The 23780-nt window shown below is 65.7% G+C and carries 2 protein-coding genes, 1 tRNA gene and 1 pseudogene; 3 read left to right on the plus strand and 1 reads right to left on the minus strand.

What is annotated here, in order from left to right; genetic code table 11:
* Positions 1-37: 37 nt before the first annotated feature.
* The 3 genes and pseudogenes from NA8_RS01275 to NA8_RS35650 form a co-directional block, all read left to right on the plus strand.
* Positions 38-21760: a LuxR C-terminal-related transcriptional regulator gene (locus tag NA8_RS01275; protein WP_157106452.1), complete on the plus strand. Its 21723-nt coding sequence runs from the start codon at positions 38-40 to the stop codon at positions 21758-21760.
* Positions 21761-21905: 145 nt separating this feature from the next.
* Positions 21906-23297, plus strand: a complete 1392-nt coding sequence (locus tag NA8_RS01280; protein WP_063048465.1) for a hypothetical protein — start codon at positions 21906-21908, stop codon at positions 23295-23297.
* A 38-nt stretch (positions 23298-23335) separates the two neighbouring features.
* A pseudogene (locus NA8_RS35650) lies at positions 23336-23386 on the plus strand (hypothetical protein); the annotation flags it as partial.
* A 282-nt stretch (positions 23387-23668) separates the two neighbouring features.
* Here NA8_RS35650 and NA8_RS01285 read toward each other — a convergent pair.
* Positions 23669-23751: transfer RNA gene (locus NA8_RS01285), tRNA-Leu, on the minus strand.
* Positions 23752-23780 lie beyond the last annotated feature (29 nt).

Consider the following 23780-nt stretch of genomic DNA (forward strand, 5'->3'; position numbering starts at 1 on the left):
CGTGGCGATCCGAACGGGCGGACGTGTGCTCGGCACCGTGGCCGCGGGCGGCGTGGGCGGTATGGCTGGTGGCCTGGCGGGTGGGCTGACCGCGTACGGATTGACAGGCGGCGAACTGCGCGGCAAGGACCTGGCCGCGATGGTGTGGACCGGCGCGGCCTCCGGTCTCGTCGGAGCCTCCGGGGCAGCGGTGCGGGCCACGCGGGCCGGGGCTTACACAGGAGTACCCGAACGGGTGGCTTCCTCGGATGGGGGCCTACCCCCCGATGCCGCGCCGATGGCGCAGATCTCCGCGCCCGGGGACGGTCAGCCACCCCAAGCGCAAACGGCGAGTCCCGAACGCGTGTCCACCACCAGTGAGGTGGACGCGCCACGGGCGGGGGGGCCCGAACCCGGGTTCGGGGATGGTTCCATGGACCGGCCGAGCGGCCTGACCCCGGAGATGATGGCCGAAGGCGAGCAGATCTTCCGCGATCTGTTCGACAGCGCGGAGGGAGCGGACCGCCAAGCCCTCGCGGCGTTCATGAGAGGCGACGACCCCGGGCAGTTGCCGGACGGGAGCGGCGGAACCACCCCCGGGAACGCGCCCGACTACCCGTCGGGCGGCCCATCACACCCCTACTCACCGTCATCCCCCGGACGCGGCGGCTCCTGGCCTGCGTGGGGCAGCACCGAGGTCGCGCGGGCGGGCAGCTCGGTCGCCGTGGCCGCACCTCCCGAAGGCGGTTCGGCCACACCGATGCCGACCCGTCAGGCCCAGATCAGCGATCCTCAGGTGCGTCCGGACCAGAGCGCACAACCGGTCACCCCCGGGCTCGCCACCGAGGTCCTCGTCGACGGCAGCAGTTCTTACCCGGATCCTTTGTTGGTCGAGCACGGACCTACCGGGGACATGTACTTGGTGGCGCCGGAGCAGACGACCGGTAACACGCCCCAGGAGATGACAGGACCCCGGCCTGCCGGCGAGACCCTGGAAAAGGGCGCCACCGCCGCCGAGGAACAAATCCTTCGCGACCTCGATTTCGATCCGGCGCTCCCGCAACTCGACACCGCGACTCCGGAACAACCGACGGCGATCGAACCCCCTGCCTCAGCGACCGCGCCGACACACGCCACACCGCAGCTGTCGCCGACAGCCGACGCGAACACGCCGCTCGCACCGCCGAGCCCACCGAAACAAGAGGTCGCCTCACCCACGGCGTCCGCGCGCCCCACCGCCGACGCCAACAACCCGGTCGCGTCGGCCAACCCACCACGACCTGCTCCGGATGCCACGGCGTCGCCGACGCGCCCCGGGACCGACACGAACACTCCTGGCCTACACCGAAGACCACCGGAAGAACCTCGCACCCCCTTTTCACACGGTACGTCGGACCACACACCCTCTGCCGCACACCCGCACCCGCCGAACCCGATCCCCTTCGCCACACCGTCAGCGCTGTCGGGCCACACCCCGGGTGGCCACCACGATCCGGCCGCCTCCGCGAGCATGCCGACAACACCGGCTGCGATTCCGGGATTCCTGTCAACCGATCCCGGGGAAACCCCACAGTCCGCCGCGACACCACCGGCCCCCATCGCCGCTACCAGCCCGCCGGGCGACGACGAACCCTCCGCCGATCCAGAGGAGTTCCCCACACCCCCGGGAACCGTCGTGGACGACCCCCGGGAACACAACGTCCAGAAAGACCCGCGCGAGCACAGCGTCTGGCAAGACCCCCGGGACCACAGTGTCCAGAAGAAGCCGGCGGGAGATTACGTCACCATCCCCGGCGTCTCCTACCCGCTGGAGGACGAACCACCCGCCAACGCCATACCCGTCATACCGCGCACACCCGCGTTGACCCCCCTGCCTGTCGATTCCGTCGGCTTGGGCCGCGCCTTCCATAATCCCGACAACCCCGAGAACACCCCTGGTCCCACATCGCCGCGCGCTCCCGATATCACCAACCCTCTGTCGGATCGCCATCTCGCCGCGCCGGAAACCGGCCTAAACGCCGGGCTCGCCAAACCGCCCCCATCACTCGCCATGCCGAGTGGGTATGCCACCGAACCGAACCCCGAGGCGCCCGGCGCTCCGCAGAAACCCGCAAGCCCTCAGCTGAACCCGCACTCCCTCGAATACAGCGAGGACCCAAGCCGCCTTCCCGCGATAGGAGGACTCCCGCCCTACCAACCTGCTCCACAACCGAAGAAGACCGAACGCAAGCGCCTGGTCACCCGCATGGGTGGCGATCCGGAGGACAAACGCAGACGTACCCGCAAACAACCTCCGCCACCACCCCCACCCGAACCTCCACAACCGAGGGTGAGCGCGCGGTCTGATGCTGAGGGCGCTGCCCGTGGCACCAGCCGGTTACGGGGACAGCAAGATGGCCGGAACCAGTCGGATCAGCCCGCCGAGAATATCGACGTCACGTCGGCGCGAGCTCGAGAACTGAGGCAGCAGCTGCAGAACACCGTGATGAGCGATTGGCCGGTCGGGGATCACGCCGAGGCAGCCGAGGCCATGGCCGCGGCACTTCTGCGGACTGCACAAGGAACAGTAGTAGTTCGGGCAACGAACGGCGGCGAGGGTCACGCACGGTGGGTATCGGTCGAAATCACCGACCAGAGCCGGGAAACTCCCGCTCGTGACGAGCAGGCGGTTCCGCAGACCGACTCCGGCCGTGCTATCGAGCTGGTAGAGCGGTTGGCCGGCACGTGGGGTTTCGAGTTACGTGCGAACGGGGAACGAACACGGTACTTCACGCTCTTCGCGACCACTGGGCAAAACGACCCGTCGAAGGTGACGCCGGAGCCTGCCGCGAAATTGGTGCTTCAGCGCGGTCAAGTTCAGGCCGGCACCTCCAGGGCCCGGCGGATGATCGGCGATTTGCTGGAGCGCGCGAGTGCGGATGACCGGCAGATCGACGACGTCCAGCTGGTGGTGTCGGAAGTGGTCGGCAACGTCGGCCTCTACGCGAAGCAGGGCGGCGCGGAGATACGGGCGTGGCTGATCGACGACGTGTTGCGGGTGGAAGTCGCCGACACATCACGCGGCCTGCCGAAGTGGCGCCCGGAGAGTGACGTGGAGCAGGACGACGAGGGGGCGCCATCGACCGCGGTCGACAGGGACGCCGAGGAGGCGCTGCTCGCCGCTTTCACGCTGGACGACTTGGACGCCGCCGACTCGGACCCGTTCGCATTGGGCGAGCGCGCGGCCGGAACCCACGGCCGAGGCTCCGGCATCATCGCGGAGATCACGACCGCGCGCGGTGTGGACCTGGCACGGGATGGACGTCCGGGCAAGACGGTCTGGATGGAGATCCAGTTATCGCGCCGGCCCGTTCAACCGAGCCCGGACACATTCACCGAACAAGAAGTCGAGATACTCCGCCTGATCGCGGAAGGCAACACGAACGATGCCATCGCGGCAGCTCTCGAGATGTCGTGGTCGGGCGTACGTAATCAACTGACCCACATCGGGGAGAAGCTCGGCACCGGCAAGCGAGCCGCGATGGTCGCCGTCGCATTGCGCACCGGTCTCCTGCCTCTCACCGACCCTGCCGCCGAACAGTTCCGCGGCAACCTGTCTCCTCGTGAAATCGACGTCCTCGGTCGGGTAGCCGCAGGTGAAACGACCGCACACATAGGGCAGGCAATAGGGATCTCGCCGCGAGTGGTGGAAAACCACCTGGCCCGCATCGGTGACGAATTCGGAGTCACCGATCGCGCGGCGATGGTCGCGGTCGCGCTGCGCGCGGGCATTCTGCCCCTGGATCCGACGGCCGAGGCTCCGGCAAACGACGACGAGTTGAGCACTCGTGAGATCGACGTGCTCGGCATGGTCGCAGAGGGAAGGTCGAGCCTCGAGATCTCTACCTCGTTGAACCTCTCAGTAGCCACAGTCAGACAGGTTCTGACCCGTATCGGTGAGAAGCTCGATGCCGCGAATCGGGCGGCTATGGTCGCGATCGCGCTCCGCTCCGGAATCCTGCCCTTTGTCGCTCCCGCTCCGGCGAAGCCCCTCGCTGACAGGGTCGAAACCAATCCCGCTCCGAGGACAACATCGAGCGACGAGCAGTCTCGATCGTCTGCCCCTGATAGTTCGGCCGAATCGCGACCGAGTCAGGAGACCTCCCGTGCTCGATCCTCGGCGCCCGACCCTCGATTCGTCCGCTATCGGCAGGCCCTCACAGCAGCGTTCTCTACGAGTTCGGGAGTTCCGGAGTCCGACGCGTTGCGTCAGTCGTTGGCCCAGGTCACAGAGTCGCAGTTGCGGCGAGGCCTCGATCCACTGAACTCCACGCAGCGAAAGCTTGTCGCCGACGCTGTGCAAGCAGCGCATCGTGGCGATGATATCGGCATCCTGCAAAGGGCCGCAGTCGAGCGACTGGCCAGGTCGATCCATGCGGCATCGCTCACCGACGGCAGCGCGACGCCGGCACCGACGCCCGGCGACACAGGCTCCGCCCTAGCACGTTCGGGGCCCCGTCACGGCGGGGTGACCGATCGTGAGATCGAAGTCCTCGAACTGGTAGCCGCGGACAAGACCAACAAGGAAATCGGAGAGTTGCTCGGTACTTCTCCGAGCACAGTGAAGACCCAACTGGCCGCCATCGGCGGCAAGCTGGGCACGGGTGATCGGGCCGGGATGGTCGCGATAGCACTACGGACAGGCATCCTCCCGCTGACCTCGAACGCATCCATGACCGGTGGTGACCGCGTACTGTCCAGCCGGGAGGTCGAGGTGCTCGGCATGGCCGCCGCGGGCCGTACGAACAAGGAGATCGCGGTCGCGCTCGGAATGTCGCCGGTGACGGTGAAGGGCAATTTGACGCGAATCGGCAAGAAACTCGGTGCGAACGGGCGTGCCGGGATGGTGGCGATCGGATTGCGCAGCGGTGTCCTTCCCGTCGCTGCGGATGAATCCGTTCCTACTGCAGAGCACAACAACGTGCTGTCCGAGCGCGAAGCCGAGTTGCTGGGATTGATCGCGGACGGAAAGACCTACCGCGAGATCGCCGGTGCACTTGATTTATCTACTGCGACAGTTGATTCCCATCTCAGGCGGATCGCACGCAAGCTCGGCACGACGAACCACGCTGCAATGGTTGCGATCGCCCTGCGCACCGGAATCCTTCCGATGACGATACTGCCCGACGCCGCCGGCAGAGAGGTGGTCGAGCCGGACGGAAACGACGACGCCCGGTCCCCATCAGGCGGTCTCGAACAGCCGAAGCGCGAGGGGCGCGGGGGCAAGACCGATGGACCATCGCCCGGCGCCGTGGAGTATTTCCACGATGTCGATCCGCGCGCCGCCCTCGACCTCCCACCCGACCCGAAGCAGAATCGGCGGTTCGGACGCAGAGCTGGGCCTGACCCCCGGATCTTCCATCACCACGAAGACGATCCGCTGGGCCGCCCTTATGGCCCGGGCGTACCGCACCGAGAGGACACGGCTGAACACGAGCCGCCTGCTCACCGAGCAGCCGAAGAAGCCGCGCCGCCACAAGGTGAGTCCCTGGTGCGGCAGTCACCCGCGGTTGTTGCCCCCGGACCGGTCGGCTCGGACGACGGCGCGCTCGTCGCACCCCCCACCGACGATCTCGCGACGCAACTGGTGACGTCCGTCGACACCCGACTGTTGGCGTCGGTGCGCGAGACGATCGGGGCGGAACAGCAGGCGGCGCTGGTGGAAGTGCAGACCGCAGGCGACCCCGCGGATGTGGCCCGCCTGCAGAAGCTGGACGTCATGCTCGTGCATCTCTACGAGTTGCACGCCGTGCTGGATCGACCGACGACGATCGCGCCGGAGCGGCTCAGGCTGCTGGTCCACCACTTCCACGCCGCCGCGGAATGGGCTGAGGCCTTGATGGCCGCCGACAAGGCCACCGACGGACAGGTGAATCCGGACCATGCCGCGCTGCAGAGAACGACGGCGCAACGCTATCGCGAGGCTGACGAGCGAGTCGAACAACTCAGGGCCGAACTACGCGAGACGCCGTCGGGCACCTCACCGGCAATCGGCTTCTCGACCCTTCTGTCCAGCGTCGACTCGAATACGGTCCGATTGGTACGCGAAGGGATCGCCGCAGAACACGCTGCCGCCGTGGTGGACCCGCGCGTGGCGGTGCCGGACGCGGACGCGGCACGGCAGTCGAAGCTGCGCGACATGCGCAACCACCTCGATGAATTGGTGGACGTCATGCAGCGAACGGATACGACGCCAGCGCCTGAGCGCCTCAAATTGCTCGTGCACCATTTCAACGCGGCGAAGGAATGGCTGGCCGCGCTGATGGACGTGAAAAACGCCGCGAACGCAGGCGATCGGCAGACCTACCCGGATCGCGTGGATTGGACACGGCTGGCAGCCGCGGCCGCCGCCCGCTACCGAGCAGCCGACGACCGGGTAGGTTGGGCCGCGGCGGAGCTGGAGCCGGATCGACCCATCGTTCATGTTGGTTCCCCGTCGGCGGCACCGCGAGACACACAACTCGCGCCCACCGAGACACCGTTGCCGCCTCCGCACGTCGAGAAGAATCTGGGCGCGGTCGCCGGTGTGAGCGACATCGGCTTGGACGCCGATCACCCGACCAATCAGGATGTTTTCAAGGCCGCTACGGTGATCGTCCGCGATCAGCCGGTGCATTTCCTCGCCGTGGCGGACGGCGTGTCGAGATCGGCGCGTGGCGACGAGGCAGCCGACGTGGGCGCCACGGTGGCTTTGGATCATATGGTGGCGGCGGCGACCACGCAGGGTGGCGAGTTCGATCCTTTGCGCTTGGTGCATAACGCGATGACGGCGGCTGATGCCGCAGTTGTCGCGTTGGCCGATAAATACCCGGGAGCACATCGGCCGCCGCGAGCAACCATCGTCTTGGCAGTGGTGGAGCCGCACCGCATCACGACCGACTCACGCGGCGACAGCCGAGGTTATTGGCTCGCCTTGGACGACGGCGAGTCGAAGAAGCTGACCACCGACGACACTTTGCTGAGCCGCCTGGTGGAGTCGGGAATGTCCGAAGTCGAGGCGTTGCAGATCCAGTACGCGCACCAGATCCAACGCTACCTCGGCTCCGGTCCCACGGAAGGTTCGCACGCCGAGTCCGTGCCCATTTCGGGTAAAGGCGTTCTGCTGCTGTGTACCGACGGCCTGTGGAACGAAGTTTTCCAGCCCGAGGCGCTCACCGAGATCGTCCGCTCCGAGTTGGAGCGCTCGCCCGGCGACCTCCTGGCCGCCGCGAAAGCACTCGAGCAACGCGCCTTGGCGGCCGGAGGCCACGACAACATCACCGCCGTCCTGGCCAGCCCCGCCCAGACGGACATACCGCGAGAACGCCTGGACATGTATGTCCAGCTCGGACAACTCCAGCCTGGGACCCCCGAGCGTGAGCGGTCGGCCGCAGAGACGGCTCGACTGGACGCACTGGCCCACCGCTGGTTCACGCTCGAACTGGGCATGCTCGGCTTGGAGCATCAGCTGACCGCCCCGGACCTCTCCCCCGCCACCGTGGCCGAACTGACCCGTCGGCGCGACGACATGCGTTCCGAAGTCGAGCGCGCCGCCCGTGCGCTGGCCCCTGGCCACACCGATCCGGCAGCTCTACGCGGGACGCCGCCTCGTGCGCGCAGCGAGACGCTCATGCAGCCGGACGAGGCACGACTGGCGTTCCAGGTGGTCAACGATCGCTACGGACGACGTGTCGTCACCATTCCCACCGATCTACGGGACGGGCTTGCCGCTCACTCCAGACGTGACATCGCACAGGCGGTGGGCGACCACAACCTGCATCGGTTCTCCACATGGACCGAGGCGTTCGACCTCATCGAGAGGATGCCCACCAAGGCGACCGCACTGGTGCGAATGCACTGGAACACCAATCACGACACGGTGCTGGTGTTGACCAAGGACAGCGGCGGCCCGGTCATCCAGGTCAGCCCGACTGTAGCTCTCTTGAAGCCGGTCGAACGCGCCACAGGCGCGACGCAATACGACCCGTTTCTCCGCGCAACCTGGGCTGCCTTGTTCGACGAGAACGGTGCGCTGATACCCCCTCCGGAATCGAACCCAGGCCGCGGCGTTGCTCCCTCGACCGGACCGAGCGCGCCGGGCCCTACAACGTCGCCCCCGCAACCGGATCCGCGCTCGCCGCAAGGCCGCCCCGCCGGGGCTACGCCGCAGGCACCCGGCGCATCGGAGTCCCCGACACCATGGAGTCGCTGGCCCGCCACCGGTCCTGACCAGCATTCGGAAGTTCCAGGGTCTCCGGAAACAGCGGTGGATGACACAGTTGATGACACACTGGTCGAATCCGGCGCGGAAGCTGTGGAGATCCCCCTCTACGGCTTGGATCGAAACGATCGATACGTGGAATTCACCTTTGATCAGGTGCTCATCAAGCCGGTGCATACCCCCGACGGCCGGCTCAAAGGTGTCGTATTGCCCTCGGAGAAGCGGGATTACAACAACGTTCGAGCGTGGCTGGCCGGGGCTACTGCCAGAGGCGGGTACCGCGAATTCGGGCAGGCGTGGCCCGCGTCGAATGTGAAGACCCGGAAGCCGGGAGTAGCGCCGCGCTGGTGGCAGGACACCCAAACCGAGCCGGCCGGGTGGTATGACCCCGAGACACAGCTGGAGCCGTTCATCCTGGTTGGCCACGCATCGGGGAGCGGCTATACGGTCGCGATCAAGGACCCGGCGACGCAGCGGTTCAAGCGGGTCAAGGTGGACGGAATAGTATTCGGGCGGTTGGCCGAGGCCAGCGATGCCTTCCAGGCCGCGTACCGGGAGCATCCGGGTAGCCCGCTGCTGCAGATATCCTGCAGTGCCGCTGCCCCGCACGGAAGCGCACACCGACTATTGGCGCGGTACCTGCACCGCAGCGGTTTCCAAGCGGACGTATGGGCGCCTCGGGACTGGGTGTACACCGGTAGCAACGGCTTACTGAGTGTTCGAATCGAAGTCGCCGACGATGGCACCTTGGTCCCTCCGTTCGAAGTCATCCGAGCGCCTCGCGACGCCGAGCATGCCACTCCTACGATCCCGACCGCCGACGAGTCGGAGTCCGGAGCTGATCCCGCGCCGGATGCGCCACCCTCGACCGGTGCAGGCAGCGGGCCCACACGCCCCTTACTTCCGCATGACTTCCATCTCGTCCCGAACCCCGACGACGATATCCTCGGCGACCTGCGCAGTCCCCTTGCCCCCGGCGGGCTCCGCCCGAACAGACAAGCAGAAGAGCTCGGGAAGCTGTACGTCGACGGTGGTGGCTTCACCCGTGGACGCGACAGGGAAGACGACCCCGATCCCACCCCGTCCACCGAGCAAGCCCGCGAACACGCCGTACCCGATCCGCAGCGTAAGCCGACGCCTGCGGGCGACAACGAGGACGGCTCGGAGAACCAGCCCTCCACGCGGCAGCGACCCACAGATCCGGCAGCCGACGAGCCGGTCTCCGAAGCGGCGGAGCCGGCTGTGCAGTCGGCGGCCAAGCCGCATCCATGGCGACACCGTAGAACCGGCGAACGCGACGTGAGCACGTCACCAGGGCGGACAACTGGCTCTCTGCCCAAGGCGGTCGAGCTTCGTATCGCGCTCCGCGACATCCTGACAACAGGCTTCGAGCGCGAGAGCCGCGAGCAAGTGTTGGCCGACGCGACCATCTCACAGGTCATGGACGTCCTCGACGACATCACTCCGCAGCAGCTACTGGTCATCCAGCGGCTGGGGTCGGCGCATTCGATCGACCAGATCGCGCAAGAACTCGGACTAGCCGCGACCGCGGTCGAGGACCTGGGCAAGGAGGCCGCGAGCGTCATCCTCGCGTCGCTCATCGTCGCTCGAGGCGTGCACCGGCGCCAGGAAGTGCTGTCCAAGGCTTTGAGCGAAGCCAGTCCGTGGCAACTTCAAGACGCGCTTCGCCGACTCGGGCGAGAACAGCAGCGCATCGTCGTCGGCCTTTGCAGGCAGGGGAACTCGCGCGCCGAAATGGCGGCTGCGCTGGGGCACGACGAGGACACCATCGGACTGCTCGCCTACGGCGCTGTTCGTCGGATGGCAGATTTCATCGCAGGCCGCGAGAGCGAGCGAACATCTGAAGCGACCGATCAGGACGACGCTCGGCATAGGACTACGCAACGCGATCGCGTGGCCGCCGTCCTCGCTCGCGTAGCCCCGCACGGCGCGGTGCTGGACGATGTAGTGCGTCGCTTGAACGAATTGCTTCGTCCCCCGACCGCCATCCCGGTCGGGGCGAGCGAGGGCCAGGGCGATCATTCTCCAGCCGATACACCCCCGCGTACTCGGACCTCTCCGGCTGAGTTCGGGGTGACCGTACCCGCGCATCAGCAGACCGATGCGGCCTCGGAACCGGAGACCCCCACGGCCGATGCCGCCGCAACCACAACCGTGCGGGAAGCCGGAATTCGCATGGAATATGACGCCGTGCCAATGCCATCGCACATGTACATGTACACGCCGGAAATCGCCGAAACGCTCGACTACACGAATGTGTATACCGCCACCGGGGGCGGGATCCATGACGAAGACGCACCGTATACCACCGGGCCGGAAGGTGACGTATTCTTCCTTACGGACAATGGCGACCGCTCGATGCCGGCCCCCCCTGGGACGCACGCCCTGCTATACAGTACATTTTCCAATCCCAACATACGGGTATATTCATTCGGACATTGGTTTATCGACGGTGGCCGAAAGGTATACATTATCTTCGGCAGTAAGATGCTGCCAAAGGCATCGGCCGACCTGAAGTACGTCGCCCAGGGCCTATTCGAAATGGCCGAGCGCGGTGTACCGGTCGAATTCGACGACAACATCCTTGGCGACCTGTGGCGAAAAAAGATTCCGGTTGGCGTGCCGACCGCCGGTCCGCTGATCGATCAGCGCGGCGAAAGCCCCCACCCGGCAGTTCCCGATGCTCGCACCATGTTCCCGGGGGCCACCGCTCAGTTCTGGATGTACGTCACGGCCGTTGTCCCGGCGGATGATTCGCTATCGATCGTATTCTCGATCAACCCGGTTCTGGGAAAGCCGGGCCGGATCACCATGGTGCTCACGCGCGAAAATGACGTAATCACAGCCAAATACACTGATATCGCCCTCGGCGAGGATGCCGATCGGGTAACCGCCGCGATCGACGAATTTCACACCAGGGTTGTGGATCCGTGGCTGACCAGGTCGGGAGCCATTTTCACCGGCAGCGATGCGCCCGTGGACAGCGCGACCGATGATCCGGGAGCTCACCTGCAAGAACTGCGCATTCACCTGGAATCGACACGGGCCGAACTGGCCGAGGTATTGGGCGTGCTCACGGATCTGGTGCGAGGCGGGTGGGTGCGGCAGGCAGTGACGATCGCACAACGGTGGATTCGAGGGCTGGACGAAACAGCCTGGGCGGTGGTGGATTCAGCCCAGGATATGGACCTTCTCATCGACTGGGTCGCACTGCGGCTTCCCGTGCTTCGGGACATCGAAGCCGCGAATGCGGCGCAGGCCGACCCGGTGACCCAGCAGCAGATCGCAGATCGGGGCGAGGAGCTGGATCACCAATTGGCGAACCTACTAGGACTATCGGAACCCGGCCCGACAGCCCACACATCCGCCGACAATCCACTGATGGAGCTACGCGCGCTCGCCGATGCGACGAGCGACCCGAACCTCCAGCGACTCGCCGAGGCGATCGAGAACTTCCTGCTCGCCGACCTCGCCGTCGCTCGGCTCGAGAATGAGATGCGTTCCGGCAGCGAGCACCGCCGCGGGCAAGCGGAAGCGACCGAAGCACCGGACGATCCGAACGCGGCCTCCACCGCACGGATAAGCCGAGCTGAAACGCCAACCGATCCGAAGCAGAAGCCCGCAGAGCGTCTCGGTGTACCGCGACACGCACGGGACGATGCGGCGCCCGAGCCGGCGCCCAGCGGGCCGACGGTATCCGGCACCATGGTGGTTGAGACTGTCGAGCTCCTTGGCGGCACCGCTCCGTACACGACGGGCGGAGTCGTGGCCGGCGTCGACCCGGAAAGCGGGCCGAACTCCCTGGTGCTGCATGTGATCGAAGCCCGATCAGCGTCACACGACGACTTGCGGGAACAGTACGAAATCCCATGGGTTATCGATATCGAGACCGGCGGTCTCACGGTGCGGTGCAACATCGCGTACCGGGATATCGACGGCGGACCGGTACGCGCGTACATCAGTCACGAGGAACCACAGCTCGGGCACCCCCAATTCGGCAAATTCCAAAGAATGGTGTATGCCGCCCTGCTGAAACGGTTCGAGGGCAGGGTGATCGAACTAGATGAGAACTTCGACGGCCGCGCACCGCATGAGAATCGAATCCTCGAGCCGAATGACGTTCTCGCAGGCCCCGAACGGCCGGCCGACACCGACGCATCACCTGCCCAGGGGCGTACGGGCGCCGATCCCGAAGCCAACAAGATCCTAGGGGCACCCAGCGAAAGCACGCGCGGAAACCCAGACGAACCGGCGCTGTCCGATACCGGTGTGGTCGACTCCGAATCGTCGCCGCAGTCGCCTTTTCACGGTTTGGACGACAATGGTCGCCACGTCGAATTCGAGTTGGACGATGTCTGGATCATCCCGGTGTCTTCGTCCGACGGGAAGATTTCTGGTGCAGGATTTCCAGGGGACGAGCAGAACGCCGATGATATCCGAGCATGGGGCCTGACGGAGAACAGGCCGGGAAACCGAGAATTCATACCCGTCTGGCCGGTGTCGGATGTGGCAACAAGAATGCCGGATATAGCTCCGACATCGCAGTGGGCCGACCACCCGCAGCCCGAGAAAGCCCCGTACTTCGATGCCGAAACAGATTCTGAGCCGATCGTTGTGTTCGCACACGCAGAAGAAGACGGCTATCTGATCATGCTCGAAGATCGGCAGACCGGGCAGCGCCGGGGAGTCCTTGTCGACGGAATCGTGTTCGGCCGAATTGTGTGGTCGAGTGATTACTTCCAAACCGCTTTTGCCCACCATCCGGGAAGTCAGTTGCTGCTGGTCGGGTGCAGCGCAGCGGCCGGAGATGCACACCGGTTGCTGTCGAACCATCTGCACGAACAAGGTTTCACAGGGGATGTCTGGGGCGGTCGAGACATTATGCTCACGAGCGATGAGGGGCATGTATGTATTCGGATCGAAGTGGCCCCGGACGGCACCATGGTTCCGCCATTCGACGTTACTCGCGCTCCCGGATCTCCTCACGAGGAAGCCCCGGCAGAGTCGCCGCCTCGGCAGGCGGCACAGCCGGAGGCGCGTCCGCCCAGCCACGCGCCCCGGAAACCACGGTCGAAGCCGGCCGGGACCGCTGCCATGATCGGGGGCGCTCCCGATCTCGTGAACCCCTTCGACGAGCGCAATCCCTGGGACCGCGGCGGTCCGGTACCGAGACATCAACGCATCAATCGACTCGCGGAACCCCACGCCGACGGCGGTGGCTTCGTCCGTGGCATCCAACCCGAACCACCGGACGACAGCAGCCGACTCGGCGGCACCTCTCCGGAGATCTCTCCTACCGCGCCCACCGGCGATCGACATCAATCCGACTCGACACCCCCACGAGCGGCCACCTCGCGTGAGGTAGCCATCACCCGCGAGGAGTGGGAACTGGGTCGGGAGGACATCACGAGTCTGCTGCCAGAACGTTGGCTGAGTCCGCAGCAGCGGCCCGTTGCCGTTCGGTTGATCTCTGCGCTGTTGGACGATGCGTTTCGTCACAGCCATGGTGCGCGAGTGGCGGTGTCGGTGCATCCCGCCACGTTGCATTGCACCGTCACCGCCGAGGGTCGCGCATTGCCGACGCCGGACCTGCCGGGGCTACAGGATTCCTGGGTCCCGGAGTTGGACCGATCGGCCACGTCGTGGGGCTTCGCGTTGCGGCGCGAGCCCGCGGGCACAGAAGTCAGCTTCGTGCTCCCGTACAGTCACTACGTGCCCAGCCGTACCATCGGCCGCTGGGACGTCGCCCACGCCGATGCTTCCGGTGAGCGCACGTCGCTGGATCTGACGACCGGCGTACGGATCGGCCGTGACCAGCGGCAGCTGGCCGCCGAAGTTCGCCATGCCATCGCCCGACTCGCGAAGGCCGGACGAAGTCAGACCTTGTTCCCGGAGCTGGGGTTCTCGGCGCTGGTGGACAACGTGTTCCGGCACACCGATTCGGATGCGTTCGTGAATGCGACGATGTCCGATCAAGGCGTCTTGCGAGTCGAGGTCACCGACAACGACCATGGACTGCCGACGCTGGACCAGGCACGGACGACGAGCCGGGGCATCGTCATGGTCGACGACACCGCCGATGCGTGGGGTGTCGAACTGCACCAGCGGGGCAAGACGGTGTGGTTCGAGTACAACATCGACCATTCTGCGACGAATCCCCGCTCCGACGCTTCGGCCGACCTCGTGGCAAGTGCGCTGGACGATTCCCATGACTGGTTGGACTCGGACGTCTTGCGCAGCGGTACGGCTGTCGAAATCGCCGCGTGGTCGCGGCGGACGTGGCAGGTCGAGCTGGTCGGCTTCAACGAGCCGGAGGCATCCCGGAATGTGGCTCGCGGAATGAACCACATGCTCACCAGACATCGGCAGTTGACCGTACGAAACGGCGCTGTGATCGCGGTCGGCAAAGTTCGCGGAGATCAAGGCATCGACGTCGCGGCTAGTCGTGACGATCGTGGCCAGGTTTGCATCGAGTCGATAACCGTGGACCCGCGACTGCTAGGCCGACTGGCCGAATCGGCGGGCGAACGACTCGATGCCTCAGTTGCGGGCGCGATCGGCGGCATCCTCGTCGAGGCCGGAGTCGGCGTCGTGCGGGAACGCGGATTCGACTACCTGTACTCGCATTACCTCGGGACTCGGCCCGAGCGGGGAGCCGATGACGAGACCGGGTTCGAGGATTGGCTGCGCGGTCAGCTGGGCGAGTCGGTAGTCAAGCCACGCAGCCGGATTCGCCTCGGACGACATGCTTTGTCGAGCCGCTTCGATGTGCAGCAGGCCGCTCGCGCGTCGGTCGCCGATGTGGAGTTCAACGGATGGGACAACGCTTCGGACGCGGCGCGGACACTGTATCGGCTGCTGTTCGCGCAGCTGCGCGGCGACCCGGAGTCGCTGGATCTCCTCGATACACCTTTACCGGAGGTCGACCGATACGCACGAACCCAATGGGGTAGAGGATCCGACAGCCCGTCAGAGCTCGCAGCGGCGTTTTCCGCGGAACGCGGCATCCCGGTGGCAGGGGCCGATATCCCTGGTAGCGACGGCAAGAAAGTCCGCGCCTTCTTCCGGGGCCTTCACACCATGTGGGATGTTTTCCCAGATGTCGAAATCCAATCAGTGGGCTTTCGACCGATGGACCCTTCGATAAAGGCCACGCCGGATGAGAATGTCGGCGAGGGTACGAAAGAGATATTCTTCAACCTTCGTGGTGACATTCCGACAGATCATCAGGACAAGTTCAGATACGGTGCGCACAATGTTCACCCCGAAGCAATGTATCGCTTCGCATTGGTCATGGCTGCCGACGCCGGTAGCGCTGTTCTGGACGATGTATTCCCCGCGTTGCTCACCCGATGGCTCGATGGCCGAGACAAAGGCAGCTATGGCAATGAGGATTTCGGAAAGTGGCTGGGATCTCAGTTCACCGAGTTCAGCCGTCGGGCTGCCTTCCGCGACGATCATCGGTCGCCCGATCGACATCTATACCTGGACGAGAAGGCAGCGCTGGCAGAGTCGGTCGTCGCAGTCGTACGGGCGGAGGCGCCCACCGATGGACAGCGGGTGCTCTATTCGCTGCTGATGAAACATCTGGCCCCCAAGTGGAGTAGAGCGCTTCCTGCAAACCCATCGAAGTCCGCTGTCGACAGGCCGGGTCAACCGTCGGCACAGACGCGAGACTCGACGACAACGAACAGCCACCCGTCGGATAGCGCTGTGGATCCCATCTGCGCGGTGGGAGCGTTCGCGGACGCCCGGGACCTCGGGTTCGACGTCCAACAACCCGTGAACGTCACCGGACCGGTTCCCCCAGCAGCAGTGGCCTGGCTAGCCGGAGCACACCACCAGCGCTTCGACGGTGGTTTCACCGAAATGGCGGAATTCCTGACCCGTCTGGGACCCGGCGCGGGAATGCTCGTGAACGCCCGCCCCATCGGCGCCGCGATCGGCCACCTGTTCCTGCTGCGCAACGACGGCAAACAGCTCTGGATTCACGACCAGCACGCACAACAACCCAAGAGGGTATTCGACCCAGAAAACCCACCGTTCACTGCACAAACCACACACGCGCTGGTACTGACCCGCCGCGAAAGCGGCAGCACGCTGGAATCGAGACAACAACAACTGGGCGAGAACAACCCTCACGCCGACCCGGACATCGCACGCGGGCGCGCCCTGCGACCAGCCGACGCCGGCGCACTACCGCCCGACAACGAGGCGCTTTCCCGGGCACCCGATGGGGACTCCGCGGCGGGCCGCGCCCGGGCAGCGATCGACAAGAACGCATTACCGAAGGTCAAAGCAGCTTTCGACGCTGCGCTCGCCGCGGCGGACGAGGGTGACAATACGAAGCTCGAACAATTGCAGGCAGCCCTCCGCCGGATCCGCAACGAGGACCAACGGACGGTTCTCGAGCTCAGGTACCTCCAGCATCTGACCTTCGCTGAGATCGGCGACGAAACCGGCGGATACCGTAGCGAGAACGCGACCAAACACTTGCACCACCGCGGGGTGCAAGCGTTGGCCTCGATTCTCGACGAAGAGGCTGCTCCGGAGACCAAACGGCTGACTCCCGCCGAAGTGCTCCAGGTCTTCGCCGTGACGTGGACGGGTGAGGAACCGGCACCCAGTGGCGCCAGCGGGCGGAACACAGTGGTCTCCAAGTTACGCCAGGCAATCCTTTCGGGGAGATTGACCGAGGGGCGGACGCTGCCTCCTGCGAGCGACCTCGCCGCACAGCTGGGCATGTCGTCGGCCTCCGCCGTGGCGGCCGCTTACCAGCAGTTGGGCGCCGAAGGGTATCTGGTGAGCCGCAGGAAGGCAGGCACCCGGATCACGAGTCGAGATAAGTGGCCCGTGCAGGCATCCGCCACGCCAGCGGCCGATCCCATCGAAGCGGGCGTTACGAACACCGGTTCGCTCCTGTACGTAGTGCCCGGCGACGTGGTCACCGCCGAAGTCGTCGGGAACGAGCACAGCTCCGCACTGAATCTCCGACGCTGCATGGACCATGCGTTGCAGGCTCTAGGCCATATCGGGGTATCGATCCCGACCGGACCGAACGGCGAACCGCAGCCGCCCGAAATGCTGGTCGTGGCCACCGTGCAGACAGCACACTTCACCGGCGTTGCCCTCGGCGAGGCACGAACGATTCGAGCCATCGGTCTCGACGCGAAGCGGCATGTCGCCGTTCGGACCGACCTGCTGCTCAGGATGACACAACAGGAAGAGCGCTCTCGCATGCGCGAACTGATGCACACGCTCCCCGCGGTGCACTGGGATCAGGCGCACATCTCCGCCAAGGAGAACGTCCTCGCCCTGCACTCGAAGCTGACCGGACACCAGTTGAGGCACAACCAGGTAGAAGTCACCTTCCACCCCGATACCGACGACCGCATGACCGGGACGTTCGAGGCGCAATTGCCGGACGACGCTCCGGCGGCAGGCGACGCGGTGTATCAGGGCCGCTACCGCATACAGCACCGCACGGTTGTCACTGCGATCACGCTGCGAAACGACGGCGATGCAGCCGGGCTGTATCAACAGGCGACAGCGCAGAATGAGGAATCGGCGGTGGCCACCGAGAGAGTCACCGATTCCGACGACCGGCAACGATCCGCAGGAATAAGCAGGCTGGTGGAGCCGCACGCGGACGGCGATGGATTCGCCCGCGGTAGGGAGCAGGACGATCCGGCGACTGCCGCCCCCGTGATCCCACCCGAAACCACGGAGCATCCCGGATTGCGAACACGGCGGATGGGGGTCGGGGTCGAACTGGGGCGTCGGCTCTACCAGCGGCAGGCGCGAGCGTCCCGTCCGGGCACCGATCCTCGGGGGACGTTCGATCCGGCTGTCGCGCTGGATCTTCCGCCGCGACGCGCCCGTGGTCTGGATGGGCTCGGTTCCGGTCCGCCATGGGCAGTAGCGAATCCCTTCAGCGGCGCCCCGCGCGGTTTGCCCGACGGCGTGGTGACGCATGCCGCGGATCCGGGTGACCCGAATGGCGGCGCGTTCGGCAGTGGACGAAGCGGAGCCGAGCGAATCGCCAACGCCGCGCTGTCGACTTTCCGCGTCGAGGCCACATTCGCCCACCTCCAGAATTGGGCCGGACGCCTCTCCGACGACGAGTTGCACCAACTGCTGGTCCGGTTCACCCACACGGCCACCGAACAGATAGCGGCCTTCCATCGCGGCAAAACGCCAGCGGTGACCGACCGTGTGATCAATCCGGCACGCCTGTTGGGCGCGATCGTGGCGGAAGCGACTCGCCGCTTCGGCGACAACGTTCCCACCACCGACCCGACCACCTACCGCGAGTTGTTCGCTCTCGGGCCCTGGCTGAAGGCGAACCGACGCACCGTCGCCGACCTGTACGCCGCCATGATCGCCGTGCTCGATGCCACGTTCGCTGTGACCCGCACGTCCACTGAATACTGCTGGTCGGTGGATGCTCCGCACCATGTGGTCCCGGCACACCTCGCGGAAATAGCAGCCCCTATCGAAGAAGCCGGCCAGCACAGCATCTGGCTCGAGGAGGACTCTTTCCCGCCGAGCGCCGCCCTCGCGGCGGAACATGCGCGGCTTGTGAAGTCCTTCCTGCGGAATGAGGTGCGCGACGGGACGATTGCTCGAATGGTCGCGGAGTGGGCTTATACCATGGACATGCTGCTACAGCTGCGATCCGGTGAGAGTTTCTCACCGAAGTACGCCGCGATCTTCGAATCGCTGCCCATCCACGCCCTTGCGCTCGATCGGGCGCGAACCGGCTCGGACCGGCTGTTTGCCGCGACGATCGCCACGGCACTGCCTGCTCTGCTCGACGCGGCGTTCTACCTGCTCCCCACCAGCAATTCCGCCTTGGGGCTGGACTACCTGAGGCGGGTCGACGACCTGCTGGCAGAGGCCACCACCCGCTTCACGAACAGCGGTGCCATTTATGCGCTCCAAGACGCCGCTGACCATATACACAGACTGTACGAAGAAGTCATCGTCGCGGACTCCCACCGATTGCCCGAAGTGCGGGCGCGGCGCATACATGGCGCCCTCTCGGACTATTTCCGCGACGAATCGGAGTCCGTCATCACCCGCTCATTCCTCTGGGGCGTGCGGGCACTGTGGGGGCTGGGTAGTCAAAGTCCGGGGATCGAATACGCCCCAGAGCAGCACCGTCTGGATGCCGACCTGCCGAGGGATTGGGATCTCACCGATGACGAGCGTGCCCTCGCCGCAACCGCAGTGGACTTGCTGCGGATCGTCCGGGGACCGGAGGCCGACATTCGGTCATTGCTGAGCCACAACGATTCTCCCGATCTGTTCGAGAGCGCCTTCGACAACGTCGGAAAGAATATGCAATGGTGGCACGGGCTCACTCGATGGACCGATACCGTAACGATCGGCAGTCTGCTGGCGGGGGCCACGGACTTTTTCGTGTGGCAGATGCAGTTGGCGGTGCTGAGACAGTATCCCCACATCATCGGGGCTGCCGCCGGCATCCCATACCGGGCGCGGGATCTGGCGAATCGGCTCTCGCTCGCCCGTGACCTCGAATCCCCCGACATCGCGCCCGAGCGCCGGGATGAGCTCGCCGCGCTGCGCGACCAGTTGACTGAGGTCAGACGCAGCGCCCCCCGATTCACCATCCCCGGCTCCAGTTGGCCACCGGTATTGCTGGTCTCCTACGATCCCGTCGCGGAAGGCGGCACGGGGCGGGCTGTCGTCTCGATCGGCGAAGCCGACAGCGCATCTTTCATAGCGTTCAACGTCACCGGAGCCGACACACCTGTAACCGATCTGTCCCACTGGTCGGTTCACGCCTGCCAGCAGTACGAGAAAGCGCAGCAGCATGCGCCCCGGGACACCCGCGTAGCGATCATGTTCACTGTCGGCTCACCGCGTGGGATCGACGCACCAGCACGGTCGTCTCGCAGCCCGCGCGGAGCCGGTCCAGATCGACGTCGGCGATGGGCGGGATGGCGAAGGGATCCTTCGCGCACCGCTGAGCCGGACACCATAGACAACGCCGTCGCAGCCCGAGACGTAGCCGGGGACACCGTGGCGCGGGAACTCATCACTTACGACGCAACGCGCGAATTGGCCCTCGACGGCAGTGACCACAGGTGGTCGCACAGATCACAGTTGTTCACTGTGATCGGGCACGGCGACGGTATCGGCGTGCTGCGCTCGGCCGCCGATACTCTGCAGATGAGTCGAGCCGTGGACCAGATCGTTCTCGTGCCCGGCTCGGCCGACGACCGGCTCCCCACCGCCGATCAGCTCCATATCGGCACTGAACATGTGTATACGCTCAACCCCCACCGCGACCGGAACCACGATCCGAACACCATCGGACTGATCTTGGTCGGACAAGGCGCCGATATCGAATCCGCGCCCGACGCCTCCAGCCGATCAGCCGCTCCGCTGATCGAGACCCCCACCACCGTCCGCGACGTGTCTCAGCTGCTCACCGCGCACGAGTACCGACCGCTCGGGGGCCGCCGGGGATTCGCGATGACTCACGACGAGGGCCTGACGGTGTACCGAGCAGCTCAACCACTGCTTCATGATGCGCTGTCGGGAACCTACAACACGACCGTCATCCTCAAAGACCTCGGCTTGGTCCTGCGCATCGGTCGGCCCGATACCGGCAGCTACGATCCACGTTTCGGACCCGAGCACAGCACCCTCCCCGATATCTCACAATACGTCCGGAACGCACCTCAACTGCTGAAAGTCATCACCGGCCGCATGCCGGACGGGCGCGTGGTCGACGAATCGACGCCGATTCTCATCGAAAGACTCGCGCGGGGAGACAATCTCGCCGAGACTTTCCGGCGGGCGGACCGTAGAACGATCCGAACCCATCAGGGCCTGATACTGCGGGCCTTCGCGAACATCCACGAGCAGCTGCGCGCGATGCCGGAGGACCATCCGCTGCTGCATCAACTGACACCACCGGGCGTCGACAGAGGTGACACCGGCGGGTGGTACCTGAACCATATCGATTGGTATACAGAGAATTTCTATCGACGGCACTATGACCGCTTCGGTCCGCTGTTCGACGAGTTCGGCCTGCTCCGCGGGAATCCTTTCGAACCGCTGATCGACGAGGCCCGATCGATGCGGGAGTCCCGCCACCACATTCTGCACGCCGACCCGAACGAGGGAAACTTCCTCATCAGTAACGAGCTACACGTGACACTGCTCGACTGGGAGCTCGCCGTCACCGGTCCGAGCGCCTACGACTGGGCCCGCTTGGGCCATCTCATTCCCGGAATCGAGGTGCCTCGCATACTCGGTGGCCCCGACATGGTCAAATTCGCCCGACTCGAGAAGTTCAAGCGGGTCATGAACGACACCGTCAAACTGGCGCCGCTGGCGGCCGCCGGCCAACTCACCCCTCAACTGATCGAATTCATCAACAGCGAATTCAGTGAGGCTGTGATCCAGGTGCGTGAGCTGTCCGGTCACACCAAGCTACTGCCGCCACGCGCGGAACTCGACATTCTCCGCTCATGGCAACCGTGAGAGCAGAGGAGGGCCGGTCCCGGCCTCGACCGTTCTCCGCCGAGCACACCATGTCGCGCCCCGCTATCTTCGACATTCGCTGCCACCGCGCTTACTCGGCGAAGCGGAGCGAGACCAGTGGCTCGACGACCATACGGAGGACGATGTGGCAGACGAACCCGGTGGGCTGACCGTCGGGCACCCGCTCGCTCGTGCGCTGGCGGCGCACGCGCCGACGGGGTGGCAGCGGGTGGACGCGGTGTTCGCGGTCACGGTGGTGGGTGAGATCGCCCAGCTCGTGTATACCGTTGGTGGGCAAGTGATATCGGTAGACCCGCCGGAGCCGGTGCTTTCCATCGTCCGGGAGCACCGTGCGATCGCGGCCGACGCTGGTGCGGAACCCTGGTGGCGTCTGCTGCTGGCGATGACGAGTTCCGGCGAGATCGAAGTCGCATACGACTACGGTGACGAGCCCTTCCCGGACGGTCAGCTGTTCGTGCCGGAGGCGTACCGAGCCGACCTCGCGGCGTATCCGCGCGCGAAGGTGCCCGTGTGGTTGGCCGCGTACATCGGTCACGGTGACCGGCAGCGACGCACTCCGCAGCAGGCCGCGGCCCAAGCGCGCACCGACCGGGCCGAGAAGGTGTGGGCGGTGCTCGCGGAGAACGAGTTCCCGCCGTTCCCGCAGATGTGGGCGCGTTGGACGACGATCGCCGCGGCCTTCGTGGCGGCGAATTCGGAATGGGGGCCGCGGATGCTGCCCTGGGTGGGCGTGTTCGAAGGCACCTCACGCGGGGGATCGACATTGCACGCGCTTCCCGCCGGACGGGCCGTGTTGTCCGGTGGCGTATGGAACGCGCCGACCTTGGACGCGGTGTACAACGCGGGCGCGCCGATGCCTGAGCTGTACGGCGGCGCGCCGGACTGGGTGGCCGACCCGGTCCTGAACCCGCGGGCGGCATCCGGTCTGTTGTCGTTCTGCTACTGGTGGGAAGCGGGGCGCTGGTACCGCGGGCAGTCACCGCCCGCACAGGAGTGTGCGCCCGCGGTGCCGGGCATGTGGACGCGGGAGACGGCGATCAAGATCGTGGCGGGTCTGCTCGCGGAGAGCGTGGGAAGGGAAGCGCCGGAGGCCATAGGCGCGTTGTTGTCCGCGGCCGAGGCAGGAAGAGTGACGCGATCGGCGCTGGTCGCCGTATTCGGCGATGACGGCCGCTACGACATCGACGGCGCGCTCTATCAGTTCTCGGCGGCCGGGCTGCTGTCCACCGTGCCCGAGCCGATGCCCGCCGAACAGGCGATCAGCCGGGTACGGGACTACATCACCGGACGGCAGCTGGACACCACCGGGTATCCGCTGTCGCAGCTGAGCGCCGATCGCTTCCGCTTCGGCTGGATGGTGCACGTGCCCGCCCACGCGAACGCGCAGACCCGCCGGGCGATCTTCTACGTCGCCGACGACGGTGAGTTCGCACACTCATCCTCGGCAGTCGACCCGGAGCGATTCGTCGCCGCGTTCGAGCAGCGCTTCCTCGACCGCCACGGCCCGCTGCCCTGACAGCGAAACGGCCGCGAGGGCCTCGAACAGGCTTTCGCATGTTCTGGGACGCCGCGCCCGGGAGGCATGTGATCGAGGATCAGCTCGAGGAGGGCGACCGGGTTGTCACACGGCTCACCGGGTACGGCCGCCATACCGGGGATACCTGCGACCGGGAACGAATCGACGATGACCGGTACCGCGATCCACCGGATAGCAGACGGCACGCTCGCCGAGAAGTGGTCCGGCAAGGACGTGCTCGAGTTCCTGCGGCAGCTCGGAGTATTACCCACTGTGGGAGGGCACTGACCGACGAGGCCCGATCGCGGCGTTTCGAAACACGAAAATAGGGAAAGCCGCGTAACAGTACGAGTACGCGGCTTTCCCGTCTGTGGGCGAAGGGGGACTTGAACCCCCACGTCCCGAAGGACACTGGCACCTGAAGCCAGCGCGTCTGCCATTCCGCCACTCGCCCGAGCGACTGGGAGACAGTATCACGGCCTC

It is taken from the genome of Nocardia arthritidis NBRC 100137 (assembly GCF_001612765.1).
Taxonomy (GTDB): Bacteria; Actinomycetota; Actinomycetes; order Mycobacteriales; family Mycobacteriaceae; genus Nocardia; species Nocardia arthritidis.